Below are 15,150 nucleotides of genomic sequence, written 5' to 3' on the forward strand. Positions count from 1 at the left end.
TTTCAAGCTCACTCCGCCTCCTCGTACCAGTCAAAAGTGCATAACAGTCTCTAAGCTGCGCATCCCAATGGAGCCTCGCCGCCGCCGGGCATTTTGTCTCATCGGCGTACTTCGCAATTCTTTCAATTTTTGCGCTGTCGAAATCGGAAGGAAGGATGCGAAGCGCTTGGATAGCTTGTGTCAAACTACTGCCGCGGCTCTCATTGATAGCGAAACAGACTCTTCGTAGGTCCAAATTCGACTCCACGTTCCAGACACTCAATTCGCCGTCGGACGTATCAAGGATACCAACGGCATCCTCCCAATCCTCTATAGCTACTGCATCCATCGCTTGTTCCCAGCGTGTGCGATGAACTGAACGGACAAAAACCGGGCAGCCCATGTTTAGGAAGTCTGGAATTTCCCATTGTTCCTCCGCGCTGGATTCCGCCATTTGCGGTTATTGATTTAAGTCTTTTAGCGCCGACACGCCAAGACGGTGAATAAAAGGCGGCAGATCGTCTCGCTCCAGTGCTTCTTGAATAAGTTCTCTCGCATGCTCGACGGTCCCCTCGCTCAAAAACTCAATCGCAGCGCCGACCATCTCAAACTTACTCGATTTCAATAGGAATTTGGATAAATCAGGGCACAAATGCACACCCGCCATTGCTAAAGCATAAGCTGCATTCTTGCTCAGTTTTACGTTTTGATAAGTTCCACGGATCGCCTCAGTCACCACCACATCCGCATAATTCTTGAAACCGTAGAGAATGTCGATTGCGGAGGTAACGGACTCCTGCGTGCCCAACTCATCGATCCAACAAAGAATTCGTCTTACGGCTGTCTCGATGTTCTTCAATCTAGAAAGCTGATTCAAAAGAAGTTCTCGTTGGTGGGCCATTTCAGCACCACGGCTAGTCATTGCCAAGCGTAGCCGATCCTCAAATGAGGCGTCCTCAAGCGAAATAGCCATCGATGGCAACACGCTCGAACCTGAAACGATGAGGAAACAATTTCCTTCATCTAAACGAATCTCATCTCCGGTCATAAAGCTCGCCGTTATACCCGTGAATGCCGGGATTCCCACTGTGGTTGTCTGCAGTTCTTTATCGTTAGTCGTCGAGTCGTTCATAGCAACGTTACCCCTGTTAACTTTAGCACAGTATGTTGAGTTTCGCTCTTGTATTCTTGCCACTTGGACAGCGCTTCGCTGAGCACGTCGCAACTCGTGGTAGTACGGTGCAGGTTGGCACTTATGAAAATCTTCGCTTCTTCGCGCTCCCCAACGACACAGGTAAGCAAAGTACCGTCTGATAACGATTTTCGCCCACCCCACTCAGCGGAGATGAAACCCAATTGCTTTAGTTCGGGCAGGCTTTTCGCGCAGAATGAGGGCTTTTGCTCGTCTGGCCATTCACCCGTCGGACATTCCCAAAGGAAATTGAAACCGACCCCACGCACGGGAGTATGCTGTAGAATACCGACGAGCTTCGTTAAGCCTTCAATTTCACGGTGTTGGAGTTGGGAACCTTCGATTTGTATTCGCGATTCATCAACGGTCCAACTCATGTCCGCGATCTTAAACGTAACCCGCTTGAGGTATGGATCGTATTGGCCAGTTACCTCTTCGACAGCGGCGGAAACAATTCCGTACCTGACAAGCCATGCAGGATCGAGGATGGCCATATTCCAATGACCAAGGACGACTACACTCTCCTGCTTCAGTGTTGCTGCCATATCGGGACAGGAGCTACGTGCGAGGGTGATACGATTTTTCTGTGGGGCCGCGGTGACGAAAAAGGCATCCGACCGAGACAATAGAGACGAGTCCCAAGCAGTAAAGGAAAATTGCTTGAGGGGAATCTAGACGTGTCCCTTGTTGCCTGCGAAGTCGAAGCTGACGGGGTCAACGGAGGGAAATGGGAGCCAGGCGTCAAATCTTGACAGCCTGTCATAGAGTATCGCCTGACCCGAATGGCGCTAAATTAAGGGTGCTTTCCAGAGGAAAAGCCTCCGAGCGCTCATCCCAAGACCGCCTTATCTTAGTGCCATTCTCGCCTGACCCCCATTTTCACGCCTCCTATTTCTTGACCTCGAAATCGGCTGCGTCGAAAATCTGGCGGATTTCGATGACGTCGCCGGGGTCGGCGGGGCAGCGTTGGGCCCATTGCACGAGTTCTTCCTTGGAAGCGGCCTCGACCATCCAATAGCCGCCGAGGACTTCCTTGGTTTCGATGAAGGGGCCGTCGGTGACGGTGGGCTTTTGGCCCTCGGCGAAGGAGACGCGCGCGCCGGTGGACTGCGGATGCAGGCCGTTCAGGGAAAGGATTTTCACGGCCTTGCCCAATTCCTCATTGAACCTGCCCATGTCCTCCATCTTTTTCGGATCGGGGGTGAAGCCCGGGTCGACTTTGTTGCCGGGCTGATAAACGGCGGGGATCATGAGCATCATGAATTGCATGGTTGGTATTTCTCCTTTGGTTTGAATTGTCCTGCACCTCTTGACGATTCGCATCGCCTGAATTCGACAGGGTGGCCGATCTTTTTTGAAATCTGAGGACGGAGGTGTCAGGCTCCGCCTTTTTGGCTTCTCGCTTCGCTCGGTTCTCCTGCCCCTCACCGCGCAATGGATCCGAGCGATAGCGAGAAAGCGCCTCATTCCTTTTCCCCTGATCATCCGCAGGCGCAATTGCAGCCGCGCAAATGCGTTACGAAAGCCTCACTTTCGTAACGAGGAAAGATGGAGCGCTGTCGTCCACAGGCGACCGGAGACGGTGGCATCCGCGAAGAGGAGGTAAGCAGACGCGGTTTCAACCCCTTCACTGTTATGATCAAGTCGATGTTCCTGGGTGTCATTCCTCTCGTGGCGGCGATCATTTATGGGCAACGAGAGCCGGAGCCGTTGCTGCCGCCGTTTCACGCCGTGGAAACGGAAGACCGGATTTTTCTGGCGAACCTGGATGTGCAGGAAGCGGCGAGCCGCGAGAGCGCGGCGCGGGCCGAGCAGGTCGTGGCACAAAGACTGGCCAGCCAGCCTGCTCCGAAAGCCGTGGTGGTGGCGCTGCCGGTGGCGACGCCTCCCCCAGCGCGGCAGGCTCCACCGATTCCGCGGGCGACCCTGGTGCGGGCAGCTACCCCCGCGACGACCACGCCGGCGACGAGCGCAGCGGACGTGACGCTGGCCTTTGGCGGGACGAGCCTGATGCGGCACGATCCGGAGACGATGCCGGCCGGTGCGGAGCCGGAGGTGCGGCGGGCGATGCCCGTGACCAAGGCGATCCCGGTGGCCCGGGCGGTGCCGGTGATGCCGTCATCCAACCGGGCTTCGATCGTTATTTACCAAGGGGAAGTGTTTACCTTCCCGGCATACGGCCGCCGCTGACGGCGCGCGGGTGGTGACGAGCAGACGGGCGATTTCCAAGCCGGAGCTTGGGTTACTGCGCGAGCAGGGTGGCGATGGCGGCGTCGAGATTGCCGGCGGCCTCGGTGGTGGCGACGATGCCGCTTTTGTTGACGAGCCACATGGCGGGGATCGATTGGATATGGAAGGCGGTGCTGACTTCGTTGTTCCAGCCTTTGCCGTCGAAGTACTGGGGCCAGGTCATGCCTTTTTCCGCGGTGACCCGGAGCATGGTGTCCTTGTTCTTGTCGAGGGAGATGCCGACGATCTCGAAGCCTTTGGCGTGATACTTGGCGTAGGCGGCGAGGACGTTGGGCATTTCTTTCATGCACGGGCCGCACCACGTGGCCCAGAAGTCGATCAAGACGACCTTGCCGCGGAGCTTCGTGACATCGACCGGGGAGCCATCGGCGGCGGTGAATTTCAAGGTGAGGGGTTTGCCGGCAAATTCGCCGGCGGGCGCGGGGGCCGGGCCGGCGGGGTTGGCGAGCGCCTGGGCTTTCTGTTGCTCCTGCTGCCTTTGCAGTTCGAGACGCGCGCGGGCGGCGGCTTGCTCGGCGAGTTGCTGCTCCTGGAGGACGCGCTGTTTTTCCTGCTGCAAGTGCGCGGTGTAGGCGGCGGCGGCTTCCGGCGTGGCCAGGGTCGAGGGGTCGCGCAGGGTGGCGATGAGGGCGGGAGTGGCCCGCAGGGAAAGCAAGGTCTGCTCTTCTTCCGCGGTGATGGGCTGGAGCAATTTCCGGCGGGCGGTGTCCTTGATGATGAACTGCTGGTCTTCGCCGTTGCGGAGCAGCATGGCGATTTCCCGGTAACTGATGGGGCCGGCGGCTTGGACGGCGGGCAGCGAGGCGAAGAGCAACGCGGCGCAGAGGAGGAAGGCTTTCCGGTTCATGGGGCAGCAATCGAGCAGGTTTGCTGCCATGGGGGAGGACGTGGGAAGGCGGGGAATGGAAAATGGCAGATGGAAGATGGAAAAGCGCGGCCTTCACCCAGAGGCCTCCACCCAGAGGTCGGCGCGCAGTGGCCGGCGCGCAGCGGCGGTGTTTTTTTTCAGACGCCGGCACAAAGCGCGAAGAAGAGCGCACGCGATGGTTGAATGCGCAACGCTTCCTGTTACGTTGCGCCGCCCATGTCAAAAAAACCGCGCGGAAAGGATTCCGATTACTTACGATTTCGGCCTTACCACGCCTTCACGTCTCCCCCCGTCGATCCGGGTCGAAACGCCGCGGCCCTGCTGCTCTGGGGAGCCGGGTTGCTGGTGGGCGCAGTGGCGCTGCTCGTGGCGGGGGCCCTGTGGCTGAGCCATCGGTAGGAGTCAACAGGAGCGTGAGAAGCGCCTTGCCCTGCGCCGGACCGATTCGCATATAGCTCACTGAGACCCCTTCGCTCTGCACCCGCCATGAACGGCACCGACACACTCGACCCGCTCGAAGAACTGATCGCCGAGATCGCCCAGATCCAAAAGGCGATCATCCAGGAATTGCAGGACCGGCGCGCACGGCTGAGCCGGGAATTGGCGAGCGTGGATGCCGAGTTGGCGGAGTGGACCGGCGAGCCGGCGATCGAAGTGAAGGCGGCGCCCGCGGCCCCGGCCGCCACCACGCACCGGAGCGTGACGTTGCGGCAATTGATCGCGGAGCTGGAAGCGGCGCCGGACAAGACGCTGAATATCCGCAAGGCGCATCTGGATGCGAAGAGCATCAAGGCCCTGGCCAAGGCGAATCCCGACCGGTTGAAGCTCGGCGGCAAAGGTGCGTGGCCGACGGTGACGTTGCTGGAACGGGCGGCAGCGGGGTCACAGCAGGAAACTTTTGCGTTCAAGGACCCGGCGACGGATGCGCAGTCGGCGGGCGAATCGCGGTAAGTGCCGCGAACGCCAAACGTCCGCGCGGCGAGCTTCGCGATTGACATTCGATCATCGAACTGTAGGCATAATTGCGTATGAAACTACGCGCGTTTTGCCTGGCGCTGTGCGCCGTCTTCCCCCTGCTGGCGCTCGCTCCATTCGCCGAGGCGACGTCCGAATATTTCTACAAGCCCAACGAGTATGTGACGGTGAAACACGGACGTTCGCCGGATGGCGTTTATGCCATCGCCGCGCACGGCCCCGGTGAGAATGGGAACGGCGATTTCAAGATTTACCTCATGGACGCGAAGGCGGGCAAAAAGATCGGGCCGCTCACGGAAATCAGCGATGGATCGTGGCTGGACACCGCGCCGCTGGCCTACCACGCGAGCTGGTCGGCGGACTCGCATTTCGTGACGATCTCCTACCGCTCCGACCGGCACACGATCTCGGTGATCAAATACCGCATCGAAAACCGGCGCGCGTTTCGCGTGAAGGGGCCATCCCCGGCCAGCGACCGCGAAGCCGGAGAGCTCGGCTGGCCTGATCCGGATAATTGAGGCGAGGGCCGGAATCGACCGCGGCAGCGCTACTTCGAGATATTCAGGCCCTTCATCAGCTCGATGTTGCTCAAATCGCGAGCCTGGCTGACGGTACTGGCTTCGCCGCCCTGAAGGTAGCGCGCATCGAAGGTCTTCGGCTTGGGACCGAAGGACGCGGGATTGGCCGTCTTGGCGACGATCGCGGTCGCTTTGTGGACGTAGGTGCGCGTGGCTTCGTATTTCTGGCGATCCTCGGGTTTCATTTCTTTCGCCGCCGTCACCTCGGCGGGCGTGAGGTCACCACGCGCGGGTGGAAGAGTGGAGGGAGGGGGCGCCGTAAATTTGATTCCGTTGATGAGAGCGATGTTGCTCAAGTTCCGCGCCTCTTCGAGCATCGCGGCTTCTCCGTCGCGAAGATACTGCGCGTCGAAGCCCGCCGGCCTGCGGCCCAGTTTCAATGCGTCGACCGTCTTGGCGACGACGGCCGCCGATCGGTGGACGAATTCGCGGGTCGCAGCGTACTTCGCCTGAGCCGCGGCATCAAGGCTCTGGGAGAACGTCTGCTCTTCGGGCGTGAGCTCGGCCCGGACACCGGACGTCGCACTCAAAAGAATGATGCTGACCAGCGCGGCGACGGCGCGCCGGGGAAACGAGCAGGGGCAGAACTGACGGGGGGAAGAGCGCACGGGGCTTATGTCAGCTTCGATCGACGCGCCGAGTCAACCGGAAAGCCATCGGCGGAGCGCGCGTGCGGACCATTCCGAGAGTCAGAATCTCGTTGATCCTCTCTCGAACCGTTAACAAAATGGCGCCGCTTATGAACCGCCGCCTGCTTATCATTGGTCTCTTGCTGAGTGTCCTGTCTTTCGCCCAAGCGGAGCCGAAAGCCTACGATCTCGTGAAATACCGGGGCAAAGCCGCCACGGTCACGATCGCCTTTGACTTCGCCGACGGTTATCCGCAGGCCAGTGAGATCAAGATCACCGACGGGAAAAAGACCACGACGTTCCGCCTGGATGGATCTGGCGAGATGAAATTCGCGCCCGAGAAGGCTGGCGGCGCGATCAAGAGCGTTGCGTTGAAGATGGGAATGGATGACAGCGCCCCGGCAAAGGTGTCGGGCAGCTACCTCGCCGGCGGAAAGTCCGTTCCCTTCACCCTGGCTAAATCAGGGAAGTAATTTTCCGTCAGTTACTTACACCTAGGAAGTCGGCACACAGCATTCGTAGCGATATTCAAAACCCAAGGGCGCCTTGGTTTGCACCTGGATGCGCAGGGGCGGCTGATCCCGATCCTGAATCAGCCAGTAATAGTACTTCTCGTTGCGCTTCCCCGCGAGGTCTTCGGGAGAAGTAAACTGGTAGCTGACCACCATTTTTTGCGGAGCCGGAGAAAAATTGGGGCTGTCGAGTTCCCGGTCTGGGGAGGCGGAATTGCCTTTCGGCTTTTTCCGGACCCGGAATTTGTCGATCTCCACGATGTCGCTGGCCGGAATTTCCGCCGGCATCGGCTGGGGCGGGTTTCGCAGTAAGGCCGGAGTAGTTAAGTCTTCTTTCTTCATGTGATCACACCTGAATAACGATCAGCAAAGACAACATGAACCCTGAATACGCGGAACCAAAGCAGAAAGAACATCCCGCAGGGACGTGAACGCCGAGGGATTCAGTGACTACCTTCGATACGCAGACGCCGTTTTGAAGGGATCGTAGATTTGGCGGCTGTCCCGGGCGGGCGCATAGACAAAGCCGAAGCGGTCCTTTTTCTCATCCACGGGCTCGAGGAGCAGGCCCCTGATTTTCGCCTTCGTCTTGTATTCGATCAAGACCCGTGCGGTGCCCTTGATGCCCCACATCTTAAATCCGGTTCCGAAAACTCCGCCGTTCGGGAATAGCTCATCCAGGCCCTGCATGGCGTGGAAGCAATTGATGGCGACTCGGTCTTTCCGATAAAGGCGGTCGTCGGCGCGATATTTGATCGCTCTGGAATCGAGGAAGCGCAGGCGCTTCACGGCGAGGTCAAAGGCTTCTTTGGTGATTTCGTAGGGTCCCCACATGCAGACCGCATTTTTGACCCCCACGGCGAGCTTGATGGTTTCCTCGAGCTTGAAGTCTCTCCCCACGGAGATCGGACACTGGTTGCGCGCGGGAAAAAGGCGGGCGCCCGGGCCCTCGAAAACGCAGAGGTGCGGATTGGTTCCGAAATCATGGGGCAGCCAACTGATGGTGAAGGCTTCGAAATTCCGGTTGCGATATTTCCGCAGTTTGAGGCCGCTCACCGATTGAGGTTGTCGGTCGTCGGCTACGACGCGGATCACCGTCATGAAGGAGTGCGAAAGGCCGGGGTCGTTGGTTTTGTCTTCGTAGGCAAAAGGAATGATGAAAAAGCGATCGTAGGTATTCTTGCCCTCTCCCAGGCGGGCGAGGACTTTGGCTTTGATGTGGTTGACGATCTGCTGGTAGAGCGGCACGTCGTAGTTCGTGAAATCGGGAGCCGGCTGGAGCCAGCCGGCGCGGGCCACGAAGGAGGGATTGAAAACCAGCATACAGGCCAGAAAGCACAGGATAGAAAACCGGACCTGGGCCGCGGATCGTGACGAAGTGTGGGGCGCGGGGGGATGCATTCGCAAAGTTTCCGCACCGGACCTCGCTTAGACAAGCGCGAAGGGAGACGCCGGCGAGCGCGACGGCAATTTTTAACATGCCATGGCTTGAATTGCGGAAGCAGGAAACCTAGAAATCGGGAAACGCAGTCAACCGAGGGAATTATCATGCCGCTACCGACCGATGGGAAACGTTTGGCTCTCGCCAAAGAAGTCATTCAAGCATTCGACGACCTGCACGGGGTCTTTCCGGGGCATCGTCCGGCCCATGCCAAGGGGATACTCATGGCCGGCAGTTTCACGCCGACCCCGGAGGCCGCGCAGCTTTCGGTCGCGCCCCATTTCCAGGCGACGACCCCCGTCTTCCTGCGCTTTTCGAATTTTGCCGGGGTGCCGACGGCGGCGGACAACAACCCCAATGAAAGCAGCCCGCGGGGGTGCGGCTTGCGCTTCCAACTCGGCGACCACGTGCACACCGACATCGTGGCCCATTCGACCGACGGCTTCCCGGCGCGCACGGCGCAGGAATTCGTGGAGTTTCTCCACGCCTTGCGGGCCAGCGGACCGGACGTGCCGCATCCGTCCCCGATCGAGCAATTCCTCGGCAGCCACCCGAAGGCGCTGGCGTTTGTCCAGACGCCGAAGCCGATCCCGACGAGCTTTGCCCGGGAATCGTTTTTCAGCGTGTCGGCCTACGAGTTCATCAACGCGGCGGGAGCTCGTCAGTTCGTGCGGTATCGCATCCTGCCGGATGCCGGAAATGAATACCTGAGCGCGGAGGCGGCCGCCGCCCAAGGGCCGAATTTTCTGATGGAAGAACTGGTCAAGCGGGTCGCCAGTGGCCCGGCCAAGATGCAGCTTTGGGTGCAACTCGCGGCGGTCGGCGACGTGGTGGACAACGCGCAGGAATCCTGGCCGGCGGACCGCCCACAGGTCTTGCTGGGCGTGATCTCACTGACCCAACGCGTGCCGGACGACGACGCCGAGGGGCGCCGCATCATTTTCGATCCCATCCCGCGCGTGGCCGGCATCGAACCTTCGTCGGATCCGCTGCTGGAGCCGCGAGCGGATGTGTATGTGATGGCCGGCAAGCGGCGGCGGGAACAGGCCGCGCATTAGGCGGTGTTCACGAAATTCGCGCGGCGATCTGAGATGTAGGGCGCGTGTCCCCACGCGCCGGGGGGAAATCCGCTCCCGGAAACTCAATATTTAGGGCGCAAGAGCAACTTTTTCGCAATGGAGCCAATGGAACCAATGGAGCGATGCACATTTTGCGCCGTGTTATGCGACACTTCCCTGCATGAACGCCGCCGCTTTTCCACTCCCCTCGCCAGGGCAAATCCGTCCCTGCCCGCTGCCATCCGTCAGGAACCGTCAAGCCGCCCTGGGCGAAGAAAAGGAAGCGGATTTAAGGTGCCTTAAGCCCCCTTAAGCCGATTTAAGGTGCGAGTTTTTTTTCGCGGGCCTTGAAGGCGACGAAAGCCGACATTGCCCGGCTTGCGCCTTGTGGCCTAAGCGGCGATGTATTGACGGATTTACCTCTCTGGAAATGTCTCACTTCGCCTGCTCCAATTTCAACCACGCGGTCAGCCGCCGCCATGCGCTCAAGGTGGGCGGGCTGGGGCTGCTGGGGCTGAATTTTCCGCAGATCCTGAATGCGGTCGCTTATGGGACGAATGAGAAGATCAAGCCGACGGCGAAGTCGGTGATCTTTCTTTTCCAATGGGGCGGGCCGTCGCACATCGATATGTTCGACATGAAGCCGGATGCGCCGGAGGGAATCCGCGGGCCGCACAAGCCGATCTCGAGCAAGGCGGATGGCATCCAGGTTTCCGAGCATCTGCCGAAGATGGCCAAGGTGATGGACAAGGTGACGCTGATCCGGTCGATGCATCACACGATGAAGAATCACAACTCGGCCGGCTATTACGCGCTGACCGGGCATGCGCCGCCGAGCGACGACCAGCGGCTGCGCGATTCGCTGGATCTTTTTCCCGGCTACTCCTCGATCGTGGACAAGCTCTCGCCGCTGCAAGGCGACCTGCCGACATCGGTGTCGTATCCCTACGTGATCAGCGATGGCTCAGTGACGCCGGGGCAGCACGCGAGTTTCCTCGGCAAGGATCACGACCCGCTGACCGTGTTGCAGGACCCGAATTCGTCTTCTTTCACGCTGCCGGAATTGAGCCTGCCGGTAGATATTCCCTTCGAGCGGATGCAGGCGCGGCGCGAGCTCCAGCAACTCATCGACCAGCAGGCGCGCTTGCTGGAAATTTCGCCACAGGCCCGCGGATTCGATGGCTATTACGACCGCGCAATCGGCATGCTGCAATCGCCCAAGCTGCGCGAAGCTTTCAACCTGGCGGCGGAGCCGGAGAAAGTGCGCGAGGCTTATGGCCGCACGACGTACGGGCAGAGCTGCCTGCTCGCGCGGCGGCTGGTGGAGGCGGGGACGAAATTTGTGACCGCTTACTTCGCGCCGAGCATCGGCGGACAAAGCACCACCGAGGGCGGATGGGACACGCACGGCTTTAACAACACGCGGATGTTCCCGATCATCGAGAAATATCATCTGCCGATGACGGAGCAGACGCTGCCCACGCTGCTGATCGATCTCGAGGAGCGCGGGCTGCTCGACACGACGCTGGTGGTGTGGATGGGCGAGTTTGGCCGCACGCCGAACATCAACAAGAACGTGAGCCGCGACCACTGGCCGATGTGCTACACGACGCTGCTCGCGGGCGGCGGGGTGAAGCGCGGCTTCGTCTATGGCGCGAGCGACAAGCAGGGCGCGTATCCGGCGGAGAATCCGGTGCGGCCCGACGATCTCGCGGCGACGATTTACGCGGCGCTGGGGATCGATCCGCACACGGAGTTGCGCAGTGCGGCCGGGCGGCCGGTGCTGGCGGCGGATGGGAAGCCGGTGACGGGGATTTTTGCCTGAGTTCTTAGTGCTCAGTGCTCAGTCAAGTGCGCGGTCCGCAGACTGATTACTGACTACTGACTACTGAGCACTAAGGACTGGCCACAAACCGGCGCACCCACGTCCCACAGCCGAGATTCCAAACACACACGGTGCCATCGTAGCTCCCCGTGGCGATTTGATCGGAGGACGGGCCGACGGCGAGGGCACTGACCGAATCGGGCTGGCCCCAGAGGGTGAAGAGCGTCTCGCCGTTCGTGGTCTGGATACGCACGAGGCCGTCCGCGCCGGCCAGGGCGAGGCCGCTCGCCACCCACGCGAGACGGTCCGGGTGGCCCTGGACTTCCATGCGCCTCGTTTTCTTTTCTCCGGTCGTCCATTGCCAGTATTCCAGCGGATTGTTTTGGGCGAGTGAAAGGACAGTCTGGCCGTCGTAGGAGAAGATGGCGGAGTAGACGGCGGTTTCGTAGCCGGTGTAGGTGGCTTCGACTTCACCGCTGGCGGCGCTGGAGATGCGCACCGTGCGATCGCGGCTGGCGGTGAGGACATGCGCCCCATCGGTCGAGAAAGCGATGGTCTGGACCCAATCGGCATGGTTGCGCAGGACGTGGGCCTGCTTGCCGCTCTTCGCATCGAAGAGGCGGATTGTGCGGTCGGCGCTACCGGCGGCAAGGCGGGTGCCATCGGGGCTGAACGCGACGCACAGCACCATGTCGGGGAGGTCGCAGAGAAAGTGCGGCCGGGCATTGGGGCTGGGATCGATGAGCGCCACGGTGCCCCATTGGGCGGGCGAACCGCCGGAGACCGCGAGCTGTTTGGTCTTGGGATGCCACGCGATGCCGGTGATCCGCTCCGGCAGCCCGCCGATGCGCCGCACGAGCGCTCCCGTGTCGATGTCCCAGATGGTGACTTCGTAGTAGCCCGAGACGGCGAGCTGCGTGCCATCCGGGCTGTAGGCGAGCGCGGTGACCGGCACGGCGTGCGCGTATGTCTCCGGCGCGGGCTTAAGCAGGGTGTCGCGGACGAGTTCGGCGAGCGGGCGGTCCGGCGGGCCGCCGTCGTTGATGGCGCCTTCGTTGATCCAGCGCTCGATCAGCGCGATCTCGTGCTTGGGGAGGGCATCCGCTTTTTGCGGCATGCGGTCGTTGGCGTCCTTTTCGATCAGGAGTTGATAGAGCTCGGAATCTTTCGTCTGGCCGGCCGCCAGGGGCGAGAGGTCGCTGTCGCCGGGCTTGGACATGCGTTGGAAGGTGTCGAGGCGGTAGCCTCCCTTGGCGGAGTCCTCGCCATGGCAGGCCGCGCAGCGCCGCTGCAGCAGGGGGGCAACATCTTTGCGGAAGCTAACCGGTGTTTCAGCAGCCGCGACGTGAAGTGCTCCCAAGACCGCCGCCCAAGCGAAGAGGAAAAGCGGCGCGGCATGGCGGGGGAGAGGCATGTCGGTATTCACCGCGGACATGACCCGCGGGGCGAGCCAAAGTTAGAGATGGCCCGCGTTACTTCTGAGCAAAAAGGAGGGTCAAGGAAGGGGCAAATTGTGTCCGAATGCGGTGTCCGTAATCCCAACATAATTGTAGTTATTCGATACGCTTTTCCGGCACGGGTCTCGATCTATCCAGAGTAAATGCCGCTTGGCACGGGGATGGCAATAGAGAGTCCCGACACCACACGAAATCCAAACTTTCCGCACACCATGCTTTACGAATTCGACCAGCAACAAATCGCGACCTTCATCCCGGCTGAGGTCACCGATGAGCAAATCATGGCCCGGATCCAGGCGCATGACGAAGCCGCGCTTTCCGCCATGTATCGGCGGCATACACCCATCTTGCGCACGGTCATTTCCCGCGTGGTTCACAATGAGTCCGACGTGGACGATCTGCTCCAGGAAGTGTTCCTCGAACTCTGGAACCGGGCGCAAAGCTACGACGAAACGAAGGGCAAGGTTCTCGGCTGGCTGGTGACGCTGGCCCGCCGCCGCGCGATCGACAAGGTCCGCCGCCGCCAGGCCTATGCCCGCGCTGAGGAACGCCTGCGTCTCGAAACCGAGCACGAACCGCAGTTGGCCCGCTTTCACGGGGTGGAAGACAACGTCAACGCCGCGAATCGCGCGGAAGTCTTCCAGAAGTTGCTCTCCGCTCTGCCGGAAGCCCAGCGCGAAGCACTGCACCTGGCCTATTACCGAGGCTTGAGCCAGCGCGAGATTGCGGCCAAAACCGGCATTCCGCTCGGCACGATCAAGACACGCCTCGAGCTCGCGGTGCGCAAGGTCCGCGCCGCCATTCTCTCACTGGGCGGGGCCGAGGAGTGGGCTCCCAGCCACAATAACTAATCCACTTGGTTTCGAATTTCGCCCGCGACCCACGCACTGAGGGTCGCGGGCGATTTTGCTTTTAGAGCAAAACGTGACGGCAGTCAGGCGACTGCGCACGACGCGTTCATGACCGCTGCAAGGCGATCGCGGCGATATCGTCGTCGCACGGTTCGCCATTCGTGCCGTCCTGGAGACTGCTGAGAATCCGGTCAAAGAAAGCCACACCCGGGGTGACCGCCCGCAAAGTTTCGCGCAGATTCTCGTGGGTAAATCGCTCCCCGCCGGGCTTTTTGAAGGCGAAAAGGCCATCCGAATAGAGCAACGCGGCATCGCCGGCTTCGAGCGTGGTCTGGCTCTGTTCGGCAATATCATCATCCGCCAGGCCCAGCAGCGTCTTGTGCGACGCAAAGGAATCGACCTGGCCATTGGCGCGGCGCACCAACAGGGGCGGATGCCCGGCGCCGGAAAAGGTCAGCTCGCCCCCCGGACCGATCAGCGCACAGCACGCCGTCATGAAAGCGCGCCCGCGGAAAACCTTGCGGAACTCCCGATTCACGGTGCACAGGATGGCGCCGGGCTCCTGTTCTGTTTCGCAGGCCTGCCGGAAAAGCTGGGTGGCGAGAGCGGTGAACAGCGCCGCCGCCGCGCCGTGACCGGTGGCATCGGCCACCCAGAAATGCCAGCTCCCCTCCCCAGCCGGACGCCAGCCAAAGACATCGCCGCCGATTTCGATCACCGGTTGGTAAATGGATTCGAACGACCATCTTTCCGCGGTGGGCAATCGGGTGGGAATCAGCACCTGTTGCGTAGCGTGCGCGGCAGCGAGATCGGCTTCGTGCTCCGTGCGCCAGCGGGCGAGCTCCTCATTGCGCTGGCGCAATTCATCGCCCATGGAACGCAAGCGGAGCTGCGTGTGGATCCGCGCGGCCAGCACATCGCGGCTCACCGGCTTGGTCACGAAATCATTCGCGCCCGCTTGCAGGCAACTGATCTCCTCGGCTTCGCCGGTATGGGCGGTGAGCATGACGACGGGCAGTGTCCGCAGCTCCTCGTGTTCGCTGGCGCGCAGGCGCCGGCAGATCTCCGCGCCATTTAGCCGCGGCATTTCGAAATCGAGCACGAGCAAATCGGGCGCTTCACTCGCGGCGAGGCGCAAGGCTTCATCGCCATCGGCTGCCTGGTGGACCTCGAAGCCGGATCTTTGCAAGGCATCACTGAGCAATCGACGCGAAACAGCCTCGTCATCGGCGAGGAGAATGCGAGGCGGGCGCGTGGACGGAATTATTTCGGGACTGAAGGACTGACGATCAACCATCTGGAAGGGAATCGGCGGCGTCGAGCGACGTGGCTGCAAGAGTTTGCGGGCGGGCGGGCGGAGGCGAAAAACACACCGTCATCCTGATCCCGCGACTGCGGGAGAAGGAGGATGGTGTTTTGGGAGCGCTCCGCGCTACTCCCGCAGCGCGGCGAGGTCCGGGTCGTTCTTGGCGAAATCCTTGAACTTCTTGTCGAGCTCGATGCTCTTCTCCAGGTGCATACGGGCGAGGTCGATG

Annotated in this window: 18 protein-coding genes; 8 read left to right on the plus strand and 10 right to left on the minus strand. The window is 60.8% G+C overall.

Features of this window, described 5'->3' with window-relative positions; translation table 11 throughout:
- The 4 genes from ABJF10_RS20200 to ABJF10_RS20215 all read right to left on the minus strand — a co-directional run.
- On the minus strand, nt 1–433 hold a 433-nt coding region (locus ABJF10_RS20200), incomplete at its 3' end, for a hypothetical protein (RefSeq protein ID WP_348546412.1).
- A gap of 6 nt (nt 434–439) precedes the next feature.
- Nucleotides 440–1,111 (minus strand): hypothetical protein, encoded by a 672-nt coding sequence (locus tag ABJF10_RS20205; protein WP_348546413.1) that lies wholly within the window; start codon nt 1,109–1,111, stop codon nt 440–442.
- Nucleotides 1,108–1,716 carry a hypothetical protein gene (locus tag ABJF10_RS20210; protein ID WP_348546414.1) on the minus strand — a complete coding sequence of 203 codons (609 nt, stop codon included), beginning with the start codon at nt 1,714–1,716 and terminating at the stop codon, nt 1,108–1,110. The genes ABJF10_RS20205 and ABJF10_RS20210 overlap by 4 nt, the downstream gene beginning before the upstream one ends.
- Nucleotides 1,717–2,059: 343 nt before the next feature.
- A complete protein-coding gene (locus ABJF10_RS20215) occupies nt 2,060–2,440 on the minus strand; it encodes a YciI family protein (protein WP_348546415.1) in 381 nt (126 codons plus the stop codon).
- 366 nt (nt 2,441–2,806) lie between these two features.
- On the opposite strand from ABJF10_RS20215, the gene ABJF10_RS20220 reads away from it, so the two are divergent.
- Complete coding sequence (locus ABJF10_RS20220; protein ID WP_348546416.1) at nt 2,807–3,361, plus strand: hypothetical protein; 555 nt, start codon at nt 2,807–2,809, stop codon at nt 3,359–3,361.
- 52 nt (nt 3,362–3,413) lie between these two features.
- On the opposite strand, the gene ABJF10_RS20225 is transcribed toward ABJF10_RS20220, so the two are convergent.
- Nucleotides 3,414–4,268: a TlpA disulfide reductase family protein gene (locus ABJF10_RS20225; RefSeq protein WP_348546417.1), complete on the minus strand. Its 855-nt coding sequence runs from the start codon at nt 4,266–4,268 to the stop codon at nt 3,414–3,416.
- A 237-nt stretch (nt 4,269–4,505) separates the two neighbouring features.
- On the opposite strand from ABJF10_RS20225, the gene ABJF10_RS20230 reads away from it, so the two are divergent.
- From ABJF10_RS20230 to ABJF10_RS20240, 3 genes are all read left to right on the plus strand, one after another.
- Nucleotides 4,506–4,688, plus strand: a complete 183-nt coding sequence (locus tag ABJF10_RS20230) for a hypothetical protein (protein WP_348546418.1) — start codon at nt 4,506–4,508, stop codon at nt 4,686–4,688.
- An 87-nt stretch (nt 4,689–4,775) separates the two neighbouring features.
- On the plus strand, nt 4,776–5,240 hold the full coding sequence (locus tag ABJF10_RS20235; protein WP_348546419.1) for a hypothetical protein: 465 nt from the start codon (nt 4,776–4,778) through the stop codon (nt 5,238–5,240).
- 77 nt (nt 5,241–5,317) lie between these two features.
- The gene (locus tag ABJF10_RS20240; protein ID WP_348546420.1) at nt 5,318–5,782 is read left to right on the plus strand and encodes a hypothetical protein; all 465 of its coding nucleotides are present in this window, start codon (nt 5,318–5,320) and stop codon (nt 5,780–5,782) included.
- Nucleotides 5,783–5,811: 29 nt separating this feature from the next.
- Here the strand turns inward: ABJF10_RS20240 and ABJF10_RS20245 are convergent, their stop codons facing one another.
- The gene (locus ABJF10_RS20245; protein ID WP_348546421.1) at nt 5,812–6,450 is read right to left on the minus strand and encodes a hypothetical protein; all 639 of its coding nucleotides are present in this window, start codon (nt 6,448–6,450) and stop codon (nt 5,812–5,814) included.
- A gap of 131 nt (nt 6,451–6,581) precedes the next feature.
- Between ABJF10_RS20245 and ABJF10_RS20250 the strand changes: the two genes are divergently transcribed.
- A complete protein-coding gene (locus ABJF10_RS20250) occupies nt 6,582–6,944 on the plus strand; it encodes a hypothetical protein (protein WP_348546422.1) in 363 nt (120 codons plus the stop codon).
- Nucleotides 6,945–6,965: 21 nt separating this feature from the next.
- On the opposite strand, the gene ABJF10_RS20255 is transcribed toward ABJF10_RS20250, so the two are convergent.
- Nucleotides 6,966–7,325, minus strand: coding sequence for a hypothetical protein (locus ABJF10_RS20255; protein ID WP_348546423.1), 360 nt, complete (start codon nt 7,323–7,325; stop codon nt 6,966–6,968).
- Between the two features lie 108 nt (nt 7,326–7,433).
- Nucleotides 7,434–8,306 carry a hypothetical protein gene (locus ABJF10_RS20260; RefSeq protein WP_348546424.1) on the minus strand — a complete coding sequence of 291 codons (873 nt, stop codon included), beginning with the start codon at nt 8,304–8,306 and terminating at the stop codon, nt 7,434–7,436.
- 225 nt (nt 8,307–8,531) lie between these two features.
- Here ABJF10_RS20260 and ABJF10_RS20265 point away from each other — a divergent pair, with 225 nt between their 5' ends.
- Nucleotides 8,532–9,482 carry a catalase family peroxidase gene (locus ABJF10_RS20265; protein WP_348546425.1) on the plus strand — a complete coding sequence of 317 codons (951 nt, stop codon included), beginning with the start codon at nt 8,532–8,534 and terminating at the stop codon, nt 9,480–9,482.
- A gap of 430 nt (nt 9,483–9,912) precedes the next feature.
- Nucleotides 9,913–11,307 (plus strand): DUF1501 domain-containing protein, encoded by a 1,395-nt coding sequence (locus ABJF10_RS20270; RefSeq protein ID WP_348546426.1) that lies wholly within the window; start codon nt 9,913–9,915, stop codon nt 11,305–11,307.
- A 70-nt stretch (nt 11,308–11,377) separates the two neighbouring features.
- Here ABJF10_RS20270 and ABJF10_RS20275 read toward each other — a convergent pair whose 3' ends face one another.
- Nucleotides 11,378–12,721: a c-type cytochrome domain-containing protein gene (locus tag ABJF10_RS20275; protein ID WP_348546427.1), complete on the minus strand. Its 1,344-nt coding sequence runs from the start codon at nt 12,719–12,721 to the stop codon at nt 11,378–11,380.
- Between the two features lie 255 nt (nt 12,722–12,976).
- Between ABJF10_RS20275 and ABJF10_RS20280 the strand changes: the two genes are divergently transcribed.
- Nucleotides 12,977–13,615: a sigma-70 family RNA polymerase sigma factor gene (locus ABJF10_RS20280; RefSeq protein WP_348546428.1), complete on the plus strand. Its 639-nt coding sequence runs from the start codon at nt 12,977–12,979 to the stop codon at nt 13,613–13,615.
- Nucleotides 13,616–13,721: 106 nt separating this feature from the next.
- Here ABJF10_RS20280 and ABJF10_RS20285 read toward each other — a convergent pair whose 3' ends face one another.
- Nucleotides 13,722–14,912, minus strand: coding sequence for a SpoIIE family protein phosphatase (locus ABJF10_RS20285; RefSeq protein ID WP_348546429.1), 1,191 nt, complete (start codon nt 14,910–14,912; stop codon nt 13,722–13,724).
- Nucleotides 14,913–15,150 lie beyond the last annotated feature (238 nt).

Origin of the sequence: Chthoniobacter sp., assembly GCF_040003245.1 — a bacterium.
Taxonomy (GTDB): Bacteria; Verrucomicrobiota; Verrucomicrobiia; order Chthoniobacterales; family Chthoniobacteraceae; genus Chthoniobacter.